This window comes from Paraglaciecola sp. G1-13 (assembly GCF_055809255.1).
This window is the reverse complement of record NZ_CM147903.1, coordinates 2,833,996-2,855,574: the sequence shown is the minus strand read 5'-3', so window position 1 is coordinate 2,855,574 and position 21,579 is coordinate 2,833,996. Positions and strand designations below refer to the sequence as shown.

At 45.3% G+C, this 21,579-nt stretch carries 19 protein-coding genes; 15 read left to right on the top strand and 4 right to left on the bottom strand.

Features of this window, described 5'->3' with window-relative positions; genetic code table 11:
- Positions 1-85 precede the first annotated feature (85 nt).
- The 5 genes from AC0L6N_RS11995 to AC0L6N_RS11975 all read left to right on the top strand — a co-directional run bounded on the left by AC0L6N_RS11995 (position 86) and on the right by AC0L6N_RS11975 (position 4,017).
- Positions 86-682, top strand: coding sequence for a Crp/Fnr family transcriptional regulator (locus tag AC0L6N_RS11995; protein ID WP_473474818.1), 597 nt, complete (start codon positions 86-88; stop codon positions 680-682).
- Between the two features lie 96 nt (positions 683-778).
- Positions 779-1,429, top strand: a complete 651-nt coding sequence (locus tag AC0L6N_RS11990; protein ID WP_473474817.1) for a nitroreductase family protein — start codon at positions 779-781, stop codon at positions 1,427-1,429.
- Positions 1,426-1,899, top strand: a complete 474-nt coding sequence (locus AC0L6N_RS11985) for a DMT family transporter (RefSeq protein WP_473474816.1) — start codon at positions 1,426-1,428, stop codon at positions 1,897-1,899. Before AC0L6N_RS11990 ends, AC0L6N_RS11985 begins: the two co-directional genes overlap by 4 nt.
- 3 nt (positions 1,900-1,902) lie before the next feature.
- The gene (locus AC0L6N_RS11980) at positions 1,903-2,604 is read left to right on the top strand and encodes a GNAT family N-acetyltransferase (protein WP_473474815.1); all 702 of its coding nucleotides are present in this window, start codon (positions 1,903-1,905) and stop codon (positions 2,602-2,604) included.
- Between the two features lie 723 nt (positions 2,605-3,327).
- Positions 3,328-4,017 carry a hypothetical protein gene (locus AC0L6N_RS11975; RefSeq protein ID WP_011575538.1) on the top strand — a complete coding sequence of 230 codons (690 nt, stop codon included), beginning with the start codon at positions 3,328-3,330 and terminating at the stop codon, positions 4,015-4,017.
- Between the two features lie 139 nt (positions 4,018-4,156).
- On the opposite strand, the gene AC0L6N_RS11970 is transcribed toward AC0L6N_RS11975, so the two are convergent.
- The gene (locus AC0L6N_RS11970; protein ID WP_011575537.1) at positions 4,157-4,930 is read right to left on the bottom strand and encodes a GntR family transcriptional regulator; all 774 of its coding nucleotides are present in this window, start codon (positions 4,928-4,930) and stop codon (positions 4,157-4,159) included.
- 226 nt (positions 4,931-5,156) lie between these two features.
- On the opposite strand from AC0L6N_RS11970, the gene AC0L6N_RS11965 reads away from it, so the two are divergent.
- Genes AC0L6N_RS11965 through leuD form a run of 4 tightly spaced genes read left to right on the top strand, consistent with a single transcriptional unit; the run spans position 5,157 to position 9,741 of the window.
- Positions 5,157-6,743 carry an FAD-binding oxidoreductase gene (locus tag AC0L6N_RS11965; RefSeq protein WP_473474814.1) on the top strand — a complete coding sequence of 529 codons (1,587 nt, stop codon included), beginning with the start codon at positions 5,157-5,159 and terminating at the stop codon, positions 6,741-6,743.
- 4 nt (positions 6,744-6,747) lie between these two features.
- A complete protein-coding gene (locus tag AC0L6N_RS11960; RefSeq protein WP_473474813.1) occupies positions 6,748-7,668 on the top strand; it encodes an alpha/beta fold hydrolase in 921 nt (306 codons plus the stop codon).
- A 4-nt stretch (positions 7,669-7,672) separates the two neighbouring features.
- Positions 7,673-9,076, top strand: coding sequence for a 3-isopropylmalate dehydratase large subunit (leuC, locus tag AC0L6N_RS11955; RefSeq protein ID WP_473474812.1), 1,404 nt, complete (start codon positions 7,673-7,675; stop codon positions 9,074-9,076).
- A complete protein-coding gene (gene leuD, locus AC0L6N_RS11950; RefSeq protein ID WP_473474811.1) occupies positions 9,076-9,741 on the top strand; it encodes a 3-isopropylmalate dehydratase small subunit in 666 nt (221 codons plus the stop codon). The genes leuC and leuD overlap by 1 nt, the downstream gene beginning before the upstream one ends.
- A 284-nt stretch (positions 9,742-10,025) precedes the next feature.
- Here the strand turns inward: leuD and AC0L6N_RS11945 are convergent, their stop codons facing one another.
- Positions 10,026-11,225, bottom strand: a complete 1,200-nt coding sequence (locus tag AC0L6N_RS11945) for a CaiB/BaiF CoA transferase family protein (RefSeq protein WP_473474810.1) — start codon at positions 11,223-11,225, stop codon at positions 10,026-10,028.
- Positions 11,226-11,607: 382 nt separating this feature from the next.
- Between AC0L6N_RS11945 and AC0L6N_RS11940 the strand changes: the two genes are divergently transcribed.
- The 4 genes from AC0L6N_RS11940 to AC0L6N_RS11925 all read left to right on the top strand — a co-directional run bounded on the left by AC0L6N_RS11940 (position 11,608) and on the right by AC0L6N_RS11925 (position 14,951).
- The gene (locus AC0L6N_RS11940; protein ID WP_473474809.1) at positions 11,608-12,540 is read left to right on the top strand and encodes a hydroxymethylglutaryl-CoA lyase; all 933 of its coding nucleotides are present in this window, start codon (positions 11,608-11,610) and stop codon (positions 12,538-12,540) included.
- 71 nt (positions 12,541-12,611) lie between these two features.
- On the top strand, positions 12,612-13,178 hold the full coding sequence (locus tag AC0L6N_RS11935) for a carboxymuconolactone decarboxylase family protein (RefSeq protein WP_473474808.1): 567 nt from the start codon (positions 12,612-12,614) through the stop codon (positions 13,176-13,178).
- Between the two features lie 92 nt (positions 13,179-13,270).
- Positions 13,271-13,918 carry a glutathione S-transferase family protein gene (locus AC0L6N_RS11930; protein ID WP_473474807.1) on the top strand — a complete coding sequence of 216 codons (648 nt, stop codon included), beginning with the start codon at positions 13,271-13,273 and terminating at the stop codon, positions 13,916-13,918.
- A gap of 40 nt (positions 13,919-13,958) precedes the next feature.
- Positions 13,959-14,951: an NADP-dependent oxidoreductase gene (locus AC0L6N_RS11925; protein WP_473474806.1), complete on the top strand. Its 993-nt coding sequence runs from the start codon at positions 13,959-13,961 to the stop codon at positions 14,949-14,951.
- Between the two features lie 79 nt (positions 14,952-15,030).
- On the opposite strand, the gene AC0L6N_RS11920 is transcribed toward AC0L6N_RS11925, so the two are convergent.
- Positions 15,031-15,618, bottom strand: coding sequence for a PEP-CTERM sorting domain-containing protein (locus AC0L6N_RS11920; protein WP_473474805.1), 588 nt, complete (start codon positions 15,616-15,618; stop codon positions 15,031-15,033).
- Between the two features lie 49 nt (positions 15,619-15,667).
- Positions 15,668-17,545, bottom strand: coding sequence for a hypothetical protein (locus tag AC0L6N_RS11915; RefSeq protein WP_473474804.1), 1,878 nt, complete (start codon positions 17,543-17,545; stop codon positions 15,668-15,670).
- A gap of 749 nt (positions 17,546-18,294) precedes the next feature.
- Here AC0L6N_RS11915 and AC0L6N_RS11910 point away from each other — a divergent pair.
- The gene (locus AC0L6N_RS11910; RefSeq protein ID WP_473474803.1) at positions 18,295-20,520 is read left to right on the top strand and encodes a TonB-dependent receptor; all 2,226 of its coding nucleotides are present in this window, start codon (positions 18,295-18,297) and stop codon (positions 20,518-20,520) included.
- Positions 20,521-20,609: 89 nt separating this feature from the next.
- Positions 20,610-21,419 (top strand): alpha/beta fold hydrolase, encoded by an 810-nt coding sequence (locus AC0L6N_RS11905; protein ID WP_473474802.1) that lies wholly within the window; start codon positions 20,610-20,612, stop codon positions 21,417-21,419.
- Positions 21,420-21,579: the final 160 nt, after the last annotated feature.

The window sequence follows — 21,579 nt, the reverse complement described above, 5'->3', positions numbered from 1 at the left end:
CCGCAATTGCCGCCGTTTCTATTCTTATAAAACATCGGCAAAAATGATATAAATCTGCCATTAAATCAATTCGATAAGTCATTTAATGAGCAGCGCATTTAACCACCTTCAACACACACTCAATCAATATCACGTTTTACCTGAAGACACATGGCAAACCTATGTTGCTTGTTGCACAGTGAAACATTTAGATAAAGGTCAAATTTTCTGTGCAATCGGTGAAAAACCCACAAGTTTGGCATTTATTCACCAAGGGCTAATGCGCGCTTATGTCATCGACGAGCATGGTAACGAATATAATAAAAACTTTTTTTCGGAAGGGCGTTTTCCCGGCTGTATGAGTGCGCTACTTAATGACCAACCTAGCGAATTAGCGATACAAGCGTTAGAGCCGTGCCAAATAATCGAAATTCATCATTCAAAATTTCGCCTTGCGTTAATGAATAATATGGACTTAATGAAGTTTCAGATTAATTATCTTGAAACCCATTGGGTGTTAGAAAAAGAGCCTAAAGAAATTGGCTATTTACAACACGAGGCGAAAGCCCGATATGTTACGTTTTTAGATAAGTATCAACACATATTGCCTCGTTTGACTCAGTACCATATTGCCAGTTATTTAGGCATTACCCCTACCCAATTGAGCCGTATAAAAAAAGAAATCAAACAAGCTGAAAAATAAAAAGGAAGACAATAATAAGAATTATCAACATATGTAAAGGAGTGGCTTAGTACCTTTGAGTAAACTGCAAGCATCATTACTCATTCGGAATACACCATGTCACAGAGCATCTCACTTAATACGCCACTGAATGACGCCCTTAATTGGCGCTATGCAGTGAATAAGTTTGCGCACAACACCTTAAGCTCAGAGCAACTAAACCATTTAATTGAAAGTGTCCGTTTAGCGCCTTCTGCCTATGGAATACAGCCTTACCAACTTCTGGTGATCAGTAACCCAGAAACAAAACAAGCTTGTTTACCTTTCAGTTATGGTCAAGACAAAGTCGCACAATGTTCGCACCTATTGGTACTTGCCCATAAAACAAACGTCACCCAGCAAGACATTGCCCACTTTATTGAGCAACTGGCAAAAACGCAAAATAAGACGGCTCACCAGTTATCGGCTTATCAAACGCAAATTCAGGCTGACTTATTATCCCGTTCATCTGAGGAACAAAATAATTGGGCACAACAACAAACGTATATTGCACTTGGCATATTACTCGCCAGTGCGGCAGCCAGTTTTATTGATGCATGCCCTATGACTGGTTTTGAAGTCGATGGCATTAACAAGGTGCTGCAATTAAACCAAAAAGGTTTAAGTGCAGCGGTGTTATGCCCAGTGGGCATACGGGCCGAGAATGACGTTACAGCACAGCGTACTAAACACCGCATTAGCCAGGATCAACTTGTAGTAAACCTATGATTAATTTCATTTTATTAGCCCTTTTTGCTGGTGCTTGTATCGCGATACAAGCGGCCATGAATGCGCAACTAGGACAAATATTTAGTAATAGTTTACTGGCAACTACTTATGCTTTTTTCACCAGCTTTATTTTGGTGGCCTCTATCACACTCTTGTATACCGTTTACAGACAATTGCCAGTAGAGCAAACAGAGCTTGTTTTATCATTTAACGAGCGTCTGCACCGAGTGCCTTGGTACTTATGGGGATCGTGCATATTGAGTGTTATTGGAGTAGGGAGCTTTTATTTTTTAATCCCCAAAATGGGCGTGGGAAACATGATGACCTACGCCTTAACAGGTCAAATTTTAGTGGCTATGTTCATCAGTCATTTTGGTCTCTTTGATAGCCCAATTAAAATGTTATCTGCCAGTAAACTGTTAGGCACAGCCTTACTCATTACTGGCGTCGTACTCATTAACAAGGAGTAAAGAATGAACAACGCAATGAAAAGAACCCTAGATAAAAACTTAAACAATTTAAATCTTTATTGGCAGGCGCTAAATCCCCAAGAACAAGATGGTCTGTTTACGCATACGAGTTGGCCAAATAAACAATGGTGTGCTGACTTTAGTTTACCTAGCCATGTTGCTCTACCACCGGGAAAAGTGTTTAGCACTGTATCCGAACAACATGCCTTAGAGGGCTCTAACCTCTCAATTCAAGGCCAGCTGGTTATAATGAATTTGCCTATCGATACACAAACAATCACGCGAAAGCCAAGTACTCAGGCACCACAGCAGATCAAAAGGTTGACGTGTGAAGAGGATGCATCAGATTGGGCGAGCGCTTGTGGTTTAGCATTTGGTTATGATGTTGACGCTAAGGTAATACAAGGTTTACTTAAGGACCCTAACGCCAGTGTTTTGGCCTACATCATTGATAATAAAATTGCAGGCACTGCAATCACTTATCACACCGGTGACACGTTAGGGGTTCACCAAGTTGGCACAGTACCAAGCTACAGAAAAATGGGCGTGGCAGTAGCCTTAATGCAGTACTTAATTCATCAAGCACAACACGATGGCATTGACTACATGAGCCTACAGGCCTCACAAGCGGGCATTCATTTATATGAAAAGTTAGGCTTTAAAGCCCTGACCAAGATAACGAGTTTAGTTTCAGCACAACAGTAGGTTACAGCGGTAGTATTGATGTTCACCGCAATCGATGGGGCTAAAGACGTGAATTTATCCCAGGCTTAGTCGGTAAGAAATAAAAGTACCATATGCGGCATTCTCGTTAATAAGCGTTGTACGTAAAGGTAAAATATGGAAACCGATATAAAAAAGTGTGGCGAGCATTGAGGCCAACAGTCAAACTAGGCATGAATGTGCCTTTGACTACTATGGTTCGCGCATACTTCAATTATCCCCGATGACTGCTTTTGACCCTTCGAACTAACGCTAGGCTACTCGAAACTGATTCCATCTTACTGCGGGTTCCACTCTAAGCTTCAACGCCATATCGCATGGTAGATGATGGAACATATCAAGATTGCGTTATTAATATGGCCTGATGGCACCTACGCATTTTCAATGTTGTGAAGCGCCATAAAAACGCTTTTTCTCCTGCGCTTTTACAAGCTTACCTTGATGCATTTTGACCTCTATTTGGCCTTGTGGACTTGCCGATTGGCTGCCTTTTAAAAGCCTAACGCCGCATTTATTGTCTTTGTGGTTTCTCCGAAAGCCCTGTTATTCAAGGTTTAAAAGCCCTGACATAGACAAATTGATATTCATCATTCTGGATTAATTACCCCTAGCGTAGAGTTTTATTCAGGGTTGGGTGGTAAGCAAATCACGCGTCATTACCAAAATTCCCGACTAAGAATAATTAAATTTTACAAGGGTCAATTTATGTCTTTTTTGGAAATGTATCAGTTACCCATTTTAAGATGGCTACATATTGTCGCCATGGTGTATTGGTTAGGTGGCGAGTGGGGCGTGTTTCAAACGTCGTTCAATGTGATTAACCGCAAGTTGTCAATGGATGAACGTCGCCGCCATATGGAAACAGCCTATCGCATCGATATTTTGGCCCGTACTGGCATCATCATGTTATTGCCCCTTGGGCTGCACATGGGACACCTCTGGGGTGTGCAGCCGTTAGGTGGGAACTGGCTAACGGGTATGTGGATCCTGTTCGCTGTGTGGTTAGGTTTGTGTTGGTCAGCGTATTATTTTCGTGAAACAGACACGGGTATTCGCTTAACCAAAATTGACGAGGGCATTCGCTTTATTGTTATTCCTGCGTTGATGATCACCAGTCTTTGGTCGCTATTTGGGGATGGGCCTTTGATGGCAGAAACCGGACAAAAATGGTTCTCCATTAAAATGTTCTTCTATGCGTGTACTTTGGTTATCGGCCTTAAGTTACGCTTTATTATGCGAGAGTGGACCGAGTTATTCCGCCAGCTTGCCATGGGTGACAATGCAGAAGTAGAAGCCACCCTTGACCGTTCAATTCGATTTGGACGTAAGCTGGCATATCTTTACTGGATACTCATTCTAACCGTTGCATTTTTCGGTGCGGTTAAACCTATGTAATAAGTGAATAAGAGAATAAGAGAATCAGCGATTCGCTTTATATAAAAAGCGCCACATGAAGTGGCGTTTTTTATGGGCAGTATTTAAGTGCGCGCGTGCTTGGCCACAGTGTTGAACAAACCGAGCGGCGGGTAACTTTCTAACTTGCTGGCTCTGGCGTCAAATCCATTCGGTACTGAAAGCGGTCTGGGTGGTACAGCGCAGACAGATAATCCACTAAATTTTCGTTCTCATCATATGAGCGACGGGTCAAACTCAATAGTGGAAAGCCAGGCTCAACCCCTAGCTCTTTTGCGACCTCTGGGGTAGCGGCAGAGGCACTTAAAATCTGCTTTACATGCTTGAGTTCAATACCATTCTTACGAAAGATTTCCAGTCGTGTTGTCGACTCTAAGCTGGCTTTTTCATTGAACTTATTTAGCCCTTTACTCCAACTCACATAATAGCCGAAGGCTTCATGCAAACGGCTACGCACTCGGGTCATTTTCAATAGGGTTTCACCTTCAACCAGTGCAAATTCTTCTGCAATATCCGCAGGTGGGCGAGCTGTGGTGAGTTCAACCACTTTGGCTTCTGAATGTTGGCCCATAAATTCCAATTCTTGCAACATGCCTACTAATGGCGCTTTCACTGGCTTAGGCTGATATTTGTGGGTGACGTGGGTGCCTTTTGCTCGGCGTCTTGCCACTAAGCCTTCAGCGGCAAGTTCGTCTAGCGCGCGTTTAGCGGTTATCCGAGAAATGCTAAATGCCTGTGACAATCCCAGTTCAGTGGGTAACTGGGAGCCATCTTCTAAGCTGCCGTTTAAGATATTTTGCTTGAGTAAACTGTAAAGTTGGAAGTAAAGGGGGGTAGGTGACTCTTCATTTAACTTGGTTTGGTTGAGCGAAGCGAATTGAGAATCGAATGACATGGGCTATCCATCTCCAATAAATATTTAAGCGGTGTAAGAAAATGATATATCAATATAACAAGGTAACATAAATCTACCGGTTAGTCTTTTATCAATGGGTAGGTGATTGTTTTGTTGTCAGGATTATTTTAATACTGTAATGTCCTAATGATAGAACAATAGGTTTAATCTGGTGGGCATCAGACAAACCGTTTATACAAAATGATAAAATTGTCAGGAGAAGGCTTTGAATACTAAGACGCAAGCTAAGCAAGATATGTTAACAGCCATGATTTCAATCTTAGGCAAAGACAATGTGCTAACCGATGATTACACCACCAGTTTGTACGCACAAGACGTATACACCAAAGATTTACCTGCTGCGGTTGTTGTGAGTCCGGGCGATAAACACGAATTGAGCGAAATGCTAAAAATAGCGGCGGAATTTGCGATGGAAGTAGTGCCCCGTGGTGGCGGTATGTCATACACAAAAGGCTATGTGCCCGCTAGGCCACAAAGCGTTATGGTGGATCTAAGTCGTATGAACCGCGTGCTTGAGATCAATACGCAAGACATGTACGTCACGGTGGAGAGCGGCTGTACATGGCAGAAACTACACGAAGCGCTAAAAGGTAAAGGGGTTCGCACGCCGTATTGGGGGACGCTGTCAGGCAGTAAAGCCACAATAGGTGGCGGGTTATCACAGAACTCAATTTTTTGGGGCTCAGGCCAGTTTGGTACCGCGGTTGACTCGGTTATCGGGCTAGAGGTAGCGCTAGCGGATGGCACTTTGGTCACCACAGGATCAGGTGCACAAATTAACGGCAGCCCGTTCTTTCGTCATTACGGCCCAGATCTGACCGGTATTTTCACCTGTGATAACGGCGCTTTAGGGTTTAAAGCCACTGCGACTTTTCGCTTAATACCTGAGTTACCTGCAAAAGGCTTTTTAGCGTTTGATTTTAAACAAGGTGACGACTGTATAGCCGCCATGAGCGAAATTTCGCGCCAAGGGTTGGCCATGGAATGTTTTGGTTTTGACCCTTTTTTGCAAGCCCTTCGCTTAAAACGAGAAAGCTTAGCCAAAGACGTAAAAGCGCTGGCTGGCGTAATGAAGTCATCGGGTTCACTTTTAGGAGCGCTGAAAGACGGTGCTAAGTTGGCCATAGCGGGGCGTGGCTACATGAAAGATGTTGGCTACTCTGTTCAAATCATCGTTGAGGATCGCATTGACGCCGCCGTTGATGCACGTATGCATGATATCCGGGCGATTGCAGCGCAATTTAACGGTAAAGAAATTGAAAATAGCATCCCAAAAATCACTCGTTCGAATCCCTTTGGGCCAGTCAATAATATGCTTGGGCCAGAAGGTGAGCGCTGGGTGCCTGTGCACGGCCTCTTTCCGCACTCTAAGATCAAACAAGCCCATGATGGGGTAGAGGCGATTTTTGCCAAGCACGCCGCTGACATTAAAAAGTTTGATATTGGCGTAGGCTATTTGTTTGCTGTGGTGGCGAATAACTGCTTTGTGTTAGAGCCAGTGTTCTTCTGGCCTGATGCCTACACGGAAATTCACGAGAAAAGTGTTGAGCCCGATTACTTGGCGAAAGTCGGTAAACATGACGAGAACTTACCTGCTAGGGCGAAAGTCCATCAAATTCGCACCGAGCTAAGCACCTTTTTTAAAGAGCTTGGCGGCGTGCATTTGCAAATTGGTAAAACGTACCAGTTCAAAGAAGGGCTGCAAAGCGATACCTATAAAATGATTGAAGGCATCAAAGCCATGGTCGACCCAGATGGGCGGGTTAACCCTGAAACACTGGGCTTAGGGTAAGCGTATGACACGTCATTCTGTATTAAAACACTATGTGACATTGGGCACGGATAACCCTTGGCAATTGCACTATCGTAGTCAAGGTGCAGATCATTTACCTGTGATCGTACTGCTGCACGCATCGCCAATGTCGTCCGCCACTATGTTGCCGATTATGAACGTCTTATCAGACTCGTTTAAAGTGATAGCCCTGGATACCCCAGGATATGGCCAATCAGACCCCTTGCCGCAGACACAAAGCAGCGAGAATGAAACGCCAAGTAACAGCCTTGAGCGAAATGACAGCCTTGGGCTAGACAACAGCCTTGAGCCTTACGTAAACGCATTAAACGAATTTATCAATGCGTTAGGGTTGAAGCAGCCACTTCTGTATGGCTCGGCAACGGGAGCACAAATCGCCATAGAGTATGCCAAAGCTTATCCAACAAGCATAAAGGGCATGGTGCTTGAAAACGCCGCGTGGTTTAAAGACGATGAACGAAGTGCCATCTTAGAGCAATACTTCCCCGATATTCGCCCGCAAAAAGATGGCTCTCATTTGGCTTTGGTCTGGAAAATGTCTAATCAGTTATTTCACTACTTCCCATGGTTTGACACCACAGAAAAAGCCCGCGTTGGCCATGCAGATATTCCTGCTCAGGTAATACAAGACACATTAATGGGATATTTAACCGCAGGCGAAAACTACCATTTGGCCTATCGAGCGGCGTTTATGAACGAGCGCCCAGAGCAACTGCGACCGGTTACTGTGCCTACTCATATTCTGCGCTGGCCAACCAGCTTATTGAAGCAATATGTCGACAGGCTAGATGACGCCGAGCTGCCAGCCAATATTAAAATGCGCTTTGCTCAAGCGGGCATAGACGATCGCTTTAATGTGCTTAAGCAATCCATGCTTAGCCTTACTAATGATTCAGGTGAGTAACCTCATGGATAGAACGTTATTTGAAAAAATCTGGCAGCATCACCTTGTTGAAGAGCTTGATGATGGCGCTGCATTGATTTATATCGACCGAGTATTCTTACATGAGCGCACAGGCTCTATCGCCCTGAAAAGTTTAGAGGCTGATAACCGACAAGTGGTGTCCCCTGAACATGTATTTTGCACCATGGATCATATTGTTGACACCATGGTAGGGCGAGACGACAACACTAAGGTGCCCAGCGGTAAAAACTTTATTCTCGCCACCCGTGAAGCGTGCATTGATGCCAACATTAAGCTGTTTGATGTGAATGACCCACAGCAAGGCATTGTACATGTGGTATCTCCAGAGCTGGGTATAGTGCAACCAGGCGCAACCTTGGTGTGCCCCGACAGCCACACGTGCTCACAAGGGGCATTAGGGGCGTTAGCGTGGGGTATTGGTTCAAGCGAAGCAGAACATGCACTTGCGACCAAAACCTTGCGGGTAAGTAAACCCAAAACCATGAGGGTGAACTTTCATGGCGAGATGGGTTTTGGGGTCAGTGCTAAAGACATGATTTTGCACTTGATTGGCACGTACGGTGCCGCTGGTGGGGCTGGGTATGTGATTGAATTTGCCGGCAGTGCGGTGGAAGCGCTTGAGATAGAAGGGCGCTTAACCCTATGTAATATGGCCGTAGAGTTCTCTGCATTCAGTGGCCTAGTTGCCCCTGATGAAAAAGCGATTACCTACCTCAAAGGGCGTGAATACGCCCCCAAAGGTGAGTTATGGCAGCAAGCGGTCACATATTGGCAATCATTGTTCAGTGATGAACAAGCGCAGTTTGATAAAACGGTAGAGGTAGATTGTGCGGATATTAGCCCAACTATTACTTGGGGCAACAGCCCCCAGCACGCATGTTCAGTGAACTCACGGGTACCCAGCGCCCAAGCGGATGCTACTCAAAATCAACTCAAAGCGTTGAAGCGGGCATATGAGTATATGGACGTGCAACCCGGCACTGCGCTCAAAGGCTTGCCAATTGGCGCGGCATTTATTGGGTCGTGTACCAACAGTCGAATATCAGACTTGCGCTTGGCAGCCAAAATACTAAAAGGTCGAAAAGTCGCGGACAACGTCAACGCGATTTGTGTGCCTGGCTCAACTACCGTTAAACGCCAAGCCGAAGCTGAAGGTCTCGATAAGATATTCATTGCTGCTGGTTTTGAATGGCGCGAAGCGGGTTGCTCCATGTGTTTCTTTGCGGGTGGCGAAAGCTTTGGTTATCGCCAGCGTGTGGTAACCAGTACCAATCGTAATTTTGAAAGCAGGCAAGGGCCCGAAACCCGCTCGCACCTTGCAAGCCCTGCGACGGTTGCTGCCTCTGCTATAGCAGGGTGTATTGCTGATGTAAGGGAGTATTTGTAATGGATAAATTTACGATTCATCAAGGGGTTGCAGCCCCTATGCTGCAAATTAATATTGATACCGATGCGATTATCCCCTCGCGGGAAATGAAGCTGGTATCAAAGCAGGGTTTAGGCGAGGGCTTGTTTGCCGGTTGGCGTTACACCTTACCCAATGGCCGTGAGCCCAGCGCTGATTTTGTACTCAACCAAGTGCAATATAAAAACACCAGCATTTTACTCGCTGGGGATAATTTCGGTTGCGGCTCATCAAGAGAGCATGCGGTATGGGCGCTAAAAGAATACGGGATCAAAGCGGTAATAGCACCAGGCTTTGGTTCCATTTTTTATCATAATTGCATCAGAAACGGCATTTTGCCGGTGGTGCTTGAAAACGATGAGGTACTGGCTTTAGCTAAGCATGTTGAGCAGAACCCTCAGGCGCGTCAGGTGCATATTAACTTGCTTAAATGTGAGGTGAGCGCGGTCGATGTGAGCTCGCCAAGCACCGCTGACGATGCGAGCGCATCTACTGTTAAAAGCAAGCAATTCAGCTTTTCAATTTTACCGGCCCAGCAGGCCATGTTGCTAGAAGGGCTAGATGGTATTGCCCTAACGCTGAAATCAAAGTCAAAAATACAAAACTTCAAACAGGCTTATCAGCAACAGTACCCGTGGTTGGCCTGATATCGCATGGCCTGATATTGCATGGCCTAATATCGCATGACATAACATTACTGCGTGACTCCTCAGTAGCACATTAAAAACAGAGCTAAATAGCTCTGTTTTTATGCTCTCAATCGTGTGCCCACAATGTAGAGCATCCGCGATGCTTTGATTGCGCAAACATTCGTGGAAGAGAATAAAAAGCCGCAGGTTACCATATTCAGTAACTGCAGCTTTCGGTTCTGGGCTTCAGTATCGGATTTAGCGAATAACGCCGTACTTAAAACACATTCTGGTTTAGCGGCTTAAGCGCGCACTACGCCTAGGGCGAGTAATTTCTTAATATCTTCATCACTGAAGCCCGCGTCTTTTAAAGTCGCGACAGAATTGCCTTTGTCGGTGGGAATGTCGTGACGCAATGGCATGCGTTCATTGTTCATTTCCAGGGGTAATCCCGGCAGTTTAGTTTTAACACCATCTGGCAGGGTGACATCAACTAATCCGCCTGCATTTAAGTGAGGGTCGTCAAATAAATCTGATGGTTTGTTAATAGGGGCGAAAGGCAAACCGGATTTTTCCAATTTGGCCATTAGCTCGGCTTTACTTAGTGTGGCGAATACCGCGTTAATAACGGGTAAAATACGCTCACGTTGTGCCACACGACCATTGTTAAGCGCAAGAGTCTGATCAAGCGCAAACTCTTTTAAGTCAAATGCATCACAAAAAATGCGCCACTGAGTATCGCTCACCACACCAATAAAAACCTGTTCATCATTCGCGCAATGAAATATATCGTAAATGGCCCAAGCTGAGCGACGCACCGACATAGGCGGCGGCGCTTCCCCTGTGACCGCTTGCTGTGCCATATGCTGGCCGACCATAAACGCGGTAGTTTCATACAGCGAGCAGGTTACATTTTTACCTTCATGGGTGTGATGGCGCTCTTCAAGGGCGGCCAAAATACCAATGACACCAAACATACCGCCGGTGATATCAATTACCGATGAGCCTGCGCGCATGGGTTTATCGGGCAGACCTGTCATGTACGCTAAGCCGCCCATCATTTGCGTGACTTCGTCCAGCGCTGTGCGATGAGCATAAGGACCACTTAAAAACCCTTTAAGCGAACAGTAAATCAGGCGTGGGTTAATGGTTTTTAGTTGTTCATACCCCAGGCCTAATTTGTCCATTGCGCCAGGGCGAAAATTTTCTAGTAAAATGTCAGCCTCTTTAAGCAAGGATAACGCGACATCTTTCCCTTCGGGGCTTTTTATATCTATACATACGCTCTGTTTATTACGGTTATACATGGAGAAATAACCTGCGCCTGAGCCCTTTAAGCGACGGGTATTGTCGCCAGTGAGTGGCTCAATTTTTATTACTTCAGCGCCCAAGTCGGCCAGAATAACCCCAGCGGTCGGCCCCATTACCATGTGCGTAAACTCAACTACTTTAATGCCCGTTAACGGCAATCTTCCTGCATTCGGCATAACTGAATTTGTCATCGATACTATTCCCAGTTTTGTTGATAACGCACGACATCTTTTTTAGAGAACAAGCCTCACCGTAAAAAAGACTACTTTTTGTCTGTATGATATAATATTATAACAATAGAGTTTGAATGTAAAAGTAGCCGATTAACATTTGTCAATTCAACTGCACCACCGCGATGCAGTGCCATTGCAAAAGGGCTTGAAAGCAACGTATTTTAATTTTGCTCATTCTACTTTTGCTCTTCGTTCTTTCTTGCATGAGGCGTAACTGAGGTAAAAGCAGGATCTTTTTATTCAACCTTGTAAATTGTTTGGTGCAAGCTCAGGTGCGAGCCCAGTGCTTTATCGAGCGCTAGCGCCAATAACAAATACTAGGTTCACAGTTGGAACACATATGGCAACGTTTGATATTGAAATCAGTGAAGTAGGGCCAAGAGATGGCCTGCAAAGTATTAGCACGATCATGCCCACAGCTGACAAGCTAGCGTGGATTGATGCACTAGCCGCTGCCGGCGTTCCTGAAATTGAAGTAGGGTCATTTGTACCGGCCAAAGTGCTTCCGCAACTAGCGGATACGGCGGAAGTGGCTAAGTACGCCCGAGAAATCGCAGGTCTGTCTGTTGCGGTGTTAGTCCCCAATTTTCGCGGTGCACAAAATGCGATTGAGGTTAGGCCGACCAAAATGAGCATTCCTTTGTCGGTTAGCGAAACTCATAGCCTGCGAAACGTAAAGCGTAACCATCAACAAGTGCTTGACGAGGTTAAACGTATTGCTGAACTGGTGAAAAGCTTACCGATAGATCAACGCCCTAAATTTGAAGGGGGGCTGTCTACCGCATTTGGTTGCACCATTGAAGGGGTTGTGAGCGAAGATAAGGTGGTGGAGCTCGCCGTGGCATTAATGGAGGCAGGTTGTGATGAAGTGGGGTTATCAGATACCACAGGCTACGCCAACCCCGCGCAAGTACAGCGTTTAGTAAAAAAAGTATGGGCAGCGGTAGGTAAAGAAAATCTCACTGGTATTCATTTACATAATACGCGCGGGCAGGGGCTAGCAAATGCGCTAGCGGCGGTTGAAGTAGGTATTACCACGGTTGACTCATCCATGGGCGGTATTGGTGGTTGCCCTGCGGCACCGGGCGCTAGCGGCAACATCGTCACTGAAGATTTAGTCTTTATGTTAGAGGCCATGGGCCTAAAAACGGGCATTGATTTTGACGCACTGTTCGCGGCACGCAAAATATTGGCTAATGCGTTGCCGAATGAACCACTTTACGGTTTTACCCCTGATGCAGGTCTACCAAAAGGCTTTCGACGTGCGCTTTAAGCAAGTTTATCGAATGGTGATAAAAAGCATGCCAACTCAACCTGAATACCGTCAAACTGGAGAGTAACCCTATGTCACGTTTATCAGCGCTATCAATTAGCGAGTTGCCTAATGATCTTAGCGCCATCATGTCGGCGGGTGAAGACATCATGGGTTTTACCCCGAATGATGGTTTGATCATGGCGCGAAGCCCTGAAATGCTGAAAGCATTTTTAGGGTTAGTGCAGTCAATTTACCAACCAAGTGCGTTAGATAATGACCTGAAAAAGTTACTTGGCTTAATGACCAGCAGTGCTAGCGGTTGTCAGTACTGTCAGGCGCATACGCAATATGGCGCGCTGAAACATGGTATCACCGAGCAAAAAGTCGCTGCCATTTGGGAATACCAAACCAGTGACTTGTTTAGCCTTGCTGAGCGTGAAGCACTCGATATTGCGCGCAATGCTGCTTTGGTGCCAAACGCAGTCACCGACGAGCAGTTTGAACGCCTTAAATTGTATTTTAGCGAGGTGCAAATAGTGGAAATAGTCGGCGTGATTTCATTGTTTGGCTTTCTAAATCGCTGGAACGCCACGTTTAAAACAGATATCGAAGCAGCTCCTGCAATGGCAAGTGCAAAGTTCACTAGCGTCGTTTGATACAACGCATGACGACGCAAACATGGTTAGTACAATAAGGTCATTCGAAGAATAAACACCGTCGTGTCACGGTGAAAAAAAGGGGGAATTAGATGCAGTTAATCAATCTTGATCATTCACCGTATGCCACGCGAGTGCGCATATTGATCCGTAAAAAGCAGTTAGATATTGTACCAGTCGCACCAAGTTTAGCGCTGAAAACGCCGGAGTTTTTAGCGGCTTATCCTCTGGGTAAAATTCCATTGTTAGCGTTGGATGATGGGCAATACTTGCCTGAATCCATCGCTATTATGGAGTATTTAGAGGATGCATTTCCGCAACGCCCCCTTAGACCTGATATGCCTCTGGCAGCAGCAAAATCGCGTATCATGGCCAGTTTTACGGATACCCACTTAGCGCCCGCCTTATTGCCTTATTTTAAAGCCATGATGCTGCCTGAATTTACGTTTAACCAAAGCGCTCAATATGATGTGGTCAGAGCCACGTTGGAAAAACTCGATCAGTGGCTTAAGGCAAATGTTGATATAAAAAAACACGCGTTAACCATGGGGGATATTGTCCTCGCGCCGACCTTCTGGTGGGTCGATGTCACAGTGGGAGAAAATGCACAGAATAAGATTACCGACGGACTGGATAACCTAAACCTGTGGTGGGATTGGGTATGCAGCGATGCGGACGTTAAACATGGTATTAGCGAAATGGCCAGTGCTTTTGCCGCCTTTCAAAGCCAACGGTCGTAAAGCGGCTGTTTATTACTATTTCAAAATCGGATAAACAAACATGAAAGATAATATGCAGGTGCAGCTCGCATCAACCCCTGAATCACAGCCCTTACCTGAGCATTTCGCATTCGTAAAAGGCGATATGCCACAGGCGAGTGACAACCAAGTACTGTGCGAAACCATGTATTTGTCGCTAGACCCATACATGCGAAGTCAAATTGCTGGACGTCATATGTCAGGCTCGGTTAACCCAGGCGATGTGATGCGCGGTGAAACCGTGAGTAAAGTGATTGAGTCAAACCATGCGGATTTCGAAGTGGGAGATGTGGTGCGCTGCTTTGGCGGTTGGCAAACCTACTCGGTGCATGACGGTGACTCTATATTTAAAGTTAAAAAAGAAATCGATAACCCTTCATATGCTTTATCCGCTTTGGGTATGCCCGGGTTAACGGCTTACGCTGGATTAGTTTGGCAAGCGCAGCCTAAAGCGGGTGATGTGGTGGTTATTCCCGCAGCCATCGGTGGCGTCGGCTCAGTAGCTGGGCAGTTAGCCAAAATATACGGCTGTACCGTCATTGGCATCGCAGGCACTGATGAAAAGTGTGACTACGCAGTGAAAAACTTAGGTTACGACGCCTGTATCAACCGTAAAAAAGGCGATTTAGGTGAGCAACTCGATAAGCTGTGCCCAGAGGGCGTCGACATTTTCTTTGATTTAGTCGGCGGCGATATGCTTAATACCGTGTCAGAACGTCTTGCTGTTGGTGCGAGAGTGATTTTATGCGGGCTCATGGCTGATTATAACAAAACTACTCGCAGCATGGGCCCACCACCAGCGATGTGGATCAAAGCGCGAGCCATAGTTTACGGCCTCGTAGTATATGATTTTGAGCCACGGCGAGACGAATTTTTAGACGCCTGCGTTAAGTACATCAAAGAAGGGAAATTGATTGTACGCGAAGATGTGGCAAAGGGGTTAGCCGCTGCGCCAGACGCCTTTTGCCGCCTGATGCGCGGTGAAAATATGGGAAAAGCGGTAGTAAAGGTGTAGTTGTTACCGCTTTCAGACAAAATAAAAACGGGAACTGATTTCAGCTCCCGTTTTTTATGGGTAATAGGACTAACTGAAGTTATCTCGCTTTGTAGTTAGCACGTTTGCGTATCGCGACAAAAGCAAAGCCAGCTAATAAGAGACTCAGGGCACCGGGCTCAGGAACCGCATTGGGGTTATTAACGGTGATGCGTGCACTGTTAAAATCAACATCAGTAATCTCATTGCCGTCTTGATCACCAAGTAAACTAGAATCAAAAGCAACCGAGCTGGTGCCAAACTCTACAGCGGTAAACTCAATGCTAAACAGTAGAAATTCACTTGCTTGGTTGTCAACCAAGTATTGTGCATCTTCTAGAGAGGATTCGAGAACGGCATGTAGGTTTGCACCAAATGGGAACTCGTCTTGAAAACTAAATCCTAGCTCAGTGCCGAATACGATGTTACTCACCGACAAAATAGAGTCGTTAAAAGCAACCTCAAAATCATACGCACCTAAATACTGATCGGTCGCAAAATCAGAAATGGACACATCGACGTTCGCTGTTTCACCCAGTTCAATAGTTTGTGAACTTGGCGTCATGGTGATTACCGCCGCATTTGCGGATTGTGCTAACCATCCTATTGCGGTGAGTGCGTAACAAAAGTACTTTATTTTCTTTAACATTTTTCATTCCTCTTGAGTTTACTATCTTTACTTTATAAAACCGCCATTTCTATAAAACAGCGCAGCGATTTTGCGTGCACTGTACGGCGCATTGTCTAAAGTCCAACATGTTGATAACGCCATTAGCATCATTGTCGCGTAAATCCCCAGGTAAAGCGGTCATGTTGCGGGCTGCGCGGATCATCATTAAATCATCCATGTCTACATTCATATCGCCGTCTATATCACAGGCCATCGCTTCATCATCGGTAAACACGATCTCTAATGCACAGCTATTACCTGCACCATCAACCCCCTCAATACTGGCTGAGCCAGGCTGTGAGCCATCGATTCGTGTTGCTGTAACGCTGACACTGCCATCGCCTGCGGCAAATGGACTTACTGATACACTGACGTTGGTTGAAGACAAGGTATTGACGAAAAATACTCCAGTATCGGCATCTAAGACCCCGTTATTGTTTGCGTCTTCCCCTGGATCTAACTGGCCGTTATTATTGAGATCTTCATTGTTGGCATTGTCACTTACACTGCCATTGGCCATATCGCCATTCATAGTGACTGCACACACGGGCGGGAAGGGGTCACCTTGGGAATTAATAAAGCCGAATAAGGCACCGCCTGGGTAAATGTAAGAATCAAAGTCATTGTAACCTTCAACCGTAATGCCGTGTGGGTTAAGGGACGAAGTCGTATGAGTGCCTTGGGTTAGCTCAATCACCGCAGAAGAAAACGGGATATCATCGAAAGGGGTGAAGTCTTCAGCGGGCACCGGAACCCCATCGAGTAAAAGTGAACCTACATCAGTATTGGCCGCAATGATGGTTACAAAGTTCTGCACAAATTGCGATTCACCCACAGTAGAGAATGTATAATCGGTCAAGTATTGTTCCGATGGGATCATATTACCCATGGCTGGATCACCTAATGTTGCACCCGGCGAACTCTGTCCCGGCATATATTGGGTAACGAAGATCGGATTATTGCCGCTAAATGATAGGTTGCCAGTGAGCAACGGGGTTTCAATGAACTCGCCGCGATTAATAGACCCTTGAAATATGCCATTTATCTCAACTGACGTATTGTCTTCAGATGCCACTATTCGGTAAATCGTGCCTGATGGGCGATTAGGTAGATTTGTCGCTGAGGCACTTAAACCCCATGACTGAACAGGTTGCGCGACTTCGTATATGTGGTCGCATGCCGTTGTATTAATTGGGACGTGAGTGCAACCGTTGCCATTAACAAGGCCAATAGGTCTGCTAGCATCGATTAATGTGCCCATTAGTGAGCCATTGGCGCCAGAAGTTGTGGATGAACGCCCGTAATAAACCTCACCTCTGTTGAGCGTTACATCAAAAGGGATACTTGCATTGTGACCAACCATATCATTGTTGGGAGTTATCGTGACGATAGTGTTGTCTTGAGAAGCGTAGACGGCAATTTGTGAGCCTACAAAACGTGGGTCGTATGTAGAAACTATATATTGTGTATTCATCGTATCGACAGGCAAACCTAAGGCCGCGTCTGAACTTGCGGATCTTCTATTAACCGTATAAACCACAAACTCTTCAGCGGCAACCGCATGAATCGCATTATCTTGAATAGAATCTATTGATACCGTTGATATAGCTGTAATTGGAATAGTGACGACTGTAACACTCCCCGGTACCACGTTTTCCAATGAGGTAAAGGTCGGATTATTCATGGGGTAATTGACTGATACTTCTGTAGCAACATCACCTGTTAGGTGGAGTTCCACCGAGCCGCTATTTGAGAAGTTGGGTGTAAAGGCCAAAATAAACTCTGTCCCTTTGTTGTCGATTTGCTGTGCAGTTGTTTGCCACGCAGACAAGCCAAGTAACCAAGCACATAGGACGATGAGAGACTTTATTTGGGAGGGACGACTTAGTAGATTTAGACAACGCATAATTAATTATCCTTAATTATTTTATCGTAGTGATTGTGAGTATTTAAATTTTCAGGGCGGCGTCCTAGAACATCTAACTACTGAAACAACATACAACTAAAACATCAAAGATATGGTTTGCCGAACCGTACAGCTCAAGTCCAATTAAGCACAATTCAAGCCATAAAGAATTTAGTAACTAAATCAACATATTAGGTGCTTATTTTCCGTAGGTAAAAAAATTTCCTGTAAAGTAAATTGACAATAAAAACCACGTGACCTCTTTGATAAACGCTCTGCAGGTGTTTTTATTTACCCATAAGCTGCAATGAACGTTCAATATCAAAAAGTACTGTTACGCTGTGTCATTCGTTAAATTATGACTAAAAGTCATAAGGTTGTCGGTTAAATAAAGTCCACAAAGTTTCTTGCTCAACGTCTTTGCTAACAAGGCAGCACGCAACGAAGAAAAGCAGAGCACTCAATTGTAAATTTTTGCGTCGCTCCAGGTTTTTTACAGCAAAAAGTTCTTAAAACAGTTCTAAGTACATTTAATTAGTCTACTTAATATACCTATTTCGAGTGTAATTAATCTACCTTGAATGCGAGGTTATGTACTCTGAAATGAAATTTTTTATATATTTAACAATTAGTTAGATTGTTTACATGGTGGTTCATTCTTTGACCATTTTACATCTTGACTTTGCTTAATGTTATAATAATATGTCATTAGGCTCATGACACATTAAAATAATATTAAGGGGACATCTATGAGTACGTTTGTAAAGAAGGGGTATCTTGCTACCGCGATAGCGGCTGTTTTAGCGTCATCATTTTCTCCGGTTATGGCGCAAGAAACCGCAGAGAGTTCGGTGACTAAAAATGAAGCTGCTCAGAATCATGTAGCTAAGAATAAAGAACTAGAAAAAATCGTGGTTACCGCACAAAGACGTGCTCAGTCTATACAGGAAGTCCCCGTCGCTGTTACCGCTATTGGTGCTGCAGATCTAGAACTAAAACAGGTCACCAACGTGTTGGACTTACAATACGAAATTCCTAATATCAGTTTGGCAACAAACACCGGGACTGCCAGCGGTGCACGGATATTTTTACGTGGCGTAGGGGAAGATGAATCTCGTGTGTCAGCCGACCCGGCAGTGGGCGTCTATGTCGATGGTGTATATGTTGGTCGCCAAGTAGGCGCTCTATTTGATTTAGTCGATTTGGAGCGAGTAGAAGTGCTACGCGGCCCTCAAGGGACCTTGTACGGACGTAACTCCAACGGTGGCGCGATTAAACTGATCAGCAAAGCACCAGAGTTAGATGAAAATTACGGTCTGGTAAAAGCCACTGTGGGCAGCGATGGCCGTTTAGACGGTCGCTTTACTGGCAATGTCGGCTTGTCAGATACCGCAGCAGTCCGTGCTACCGTGCTAAGTAAATCTCGCGATGGTTTTCACACGGTGAACCCCAATGGTGACTTTGCAGACCAAGCCGGTACTGAGGCGGGTGAGAAAGACACCAAAGCATTTCGTATCGCCTTGTACAATGAATTTAGCGAAGATTGGAAAATGAATCTCGCCTTTGATTACACCAAAGATGATTCTGACCCTGTGCCAGACACCGTCGCGTTAGCCAATGACGCGGATAACAATTTGTTCACCATCGAGCCAGTGCCAGGCGTAACCTGTTCCGCCGCAACGCCAGCTGCATTTTTAAGCTTAGGCTGTTTCAATGATTATCGCAGTGAAGTAGAAACCAGTGGTTTATCGCTAAATGTGCAAGGACAAATTGGTGAATATGACCTTAGCTTTTTAACCGGTTATCGCCAGATGGAAGATGACCTATCAAGTCGCATCGGCTTTCCTTACAGCCAACAAACTGACCAAGATCAATTTAGCCAAGAAGTCACCTTAACATCCAACTATGAAGGGGCATTTAACTTCGTCACAGGTGTTTATTACTTCACAGAAGATGTACAGATGGATTCAATATTTGTCTTCCCTTCTGAATTAGGCGTGGAAACCGAAGCCTATGCTGCATTCTTACAGACCACCTATGAATTTAATGAAACGTTAACCCTGACCACTGGAATTCGCTATACCGACGAAACCAAAGAGATTGATGCTTTGATGCCTGCCAGCGGTGGTAATCGAAATGAAGAGCTGGATTTTAGCAATACCACTTACAACATAGCGTTAAACAATCAATTTACGGATGATGTGATGGGCTATGTGTCTTACTCAACTGGCTTTAAGAGTGGCGGTTGGTCACCGGATTGCTTCGGAGTTGAGACCGCGTGCTTTTTACCGGTTGACGAAGAAGAGCTAGACGCGTTTGAAGTCGGTGTGCGCAGTGATTTATTAGATAATCGCCTGCGTTTGAACGCAACCTACTTCTACAACAATTACGATAATTTGCAAATCGCTTCCACTGTACCTGGATTAGGATTCACTCGCTTTAATGTCGATGAAACTAAAATCAGTGGTATCGAATTAGAAGCGTTGTTTGAAATGACTGACAGCCTTACCGTTAATGTGACATTCGGTACCATAGATGGCGAATATACAGAAATGACACTGGCCCAGGCTGGCGGTTTAACCAACAGTGGTTCAAGCCCAGGTTGCAATGGCGAAGTCTCTATTGAATGTGCCAAAGCATTAGAGCTTAAGAACGCACCGGATTATAAAGGCACCATTGGTTTTACCCATAGAATGCCAATTGCTGAAGGCTTGCTGACCAGCCGCATTGATTTCTCTTTTGAAGATGATTCATACAGCTTAGTGGCAAATGCACCTGCCCACTCACTTACATCCGTAGGCACTATCATTAACGCGCGCATTGCGTATGAGCCAAACAGCGAAAAATGGGCCGTCGCTTTGTGGGGCAAAAACTTAAGTGATGAGGTGTACTCACGCGCCGCTGCCGCAGGGGATTTCACCCAATACGTAGCGGACCCGCTCACCTGGGGTGCTGATTTTGAATATAGATTCTAATACGCCACTAGCCTTTGTTAACTAAAACACGATAAGCCCTTGGTATAAGGGCTTTTTTACAGCTATTGAGCTAGTGCTAAGGAGTCATAATGCATAACCCTAAGGTCACGCGACATTTCACAAACGGAGAGTTCGGGCAACTTCACTATCGCATGGCGGGCGAAGCATCAGCTAAACCGGCCATAGTGTGTTTGCACATGGTGCCTAAATCCAGTCGTTCATATCAGTACGTTTTACCTTTGTTGGCTAAAGACAGGCTAGCGATTGCAATCGACTATCCGGGTTACGGTGAGTCATCGCCGCCTTTTGAAGAATCACTAGCGAGCATCGAATGTTATGCCCAAGCGGTTTGGCAGGTGCTGCGCACGTTGAATATTAGCAACGTTGATTTTGTGGGATACCACACAGGCTGCATGGTGTCGGTGCGCGCGGCCCAATTGCAACCCCAGTGGGTGAACAAGGTCATTAATATCGCTGCCCCAGTATTTCTAGAAAGCGAAGTACAGGCATTTTGCGATATGTTCGCGCCAATTCCCCTTGATGAAGAGGGAACACGTTTTCGCATTATGTGGGAGCGGGTCATTCACTACCGCGGGCCGGGTATGACGTTGAAAATGTGCGCAGATTCCATGGCGGAAAACCTGCGTGGTGGCGAAGCCTATGAGTGGGGCCACATGGCTGCTTTTCACCATGGCGCGCAATATATAGAAGATATTAAAACTCTGCCTCATCGCTTATTCGTGATGAATTTAAATGATGATATGCGCGAGCAAAGTGAACGAGTAGATACTTACCTAAAAAATGGTTTCCGCAAAGACTATTTTCAATGGGCGACAGGCTTTTTAGATGCTTACCCTGAGCAAGTCGCGGCTGAGTGGTTGGCATTCTTTGATGCTTAGCTTTCTCTGCTTAGCACGTGCTGCATAGCATGTGCGGCGTAATGGCAGTTTTGGGATGTTTTGTTCATACAAAACAGCAAAGCAGCTCAACATCACAACGTCACAACATCACCCCATTATCAAGACATCGCTGTCTGGCATCAGCAGTAGAAATAACACG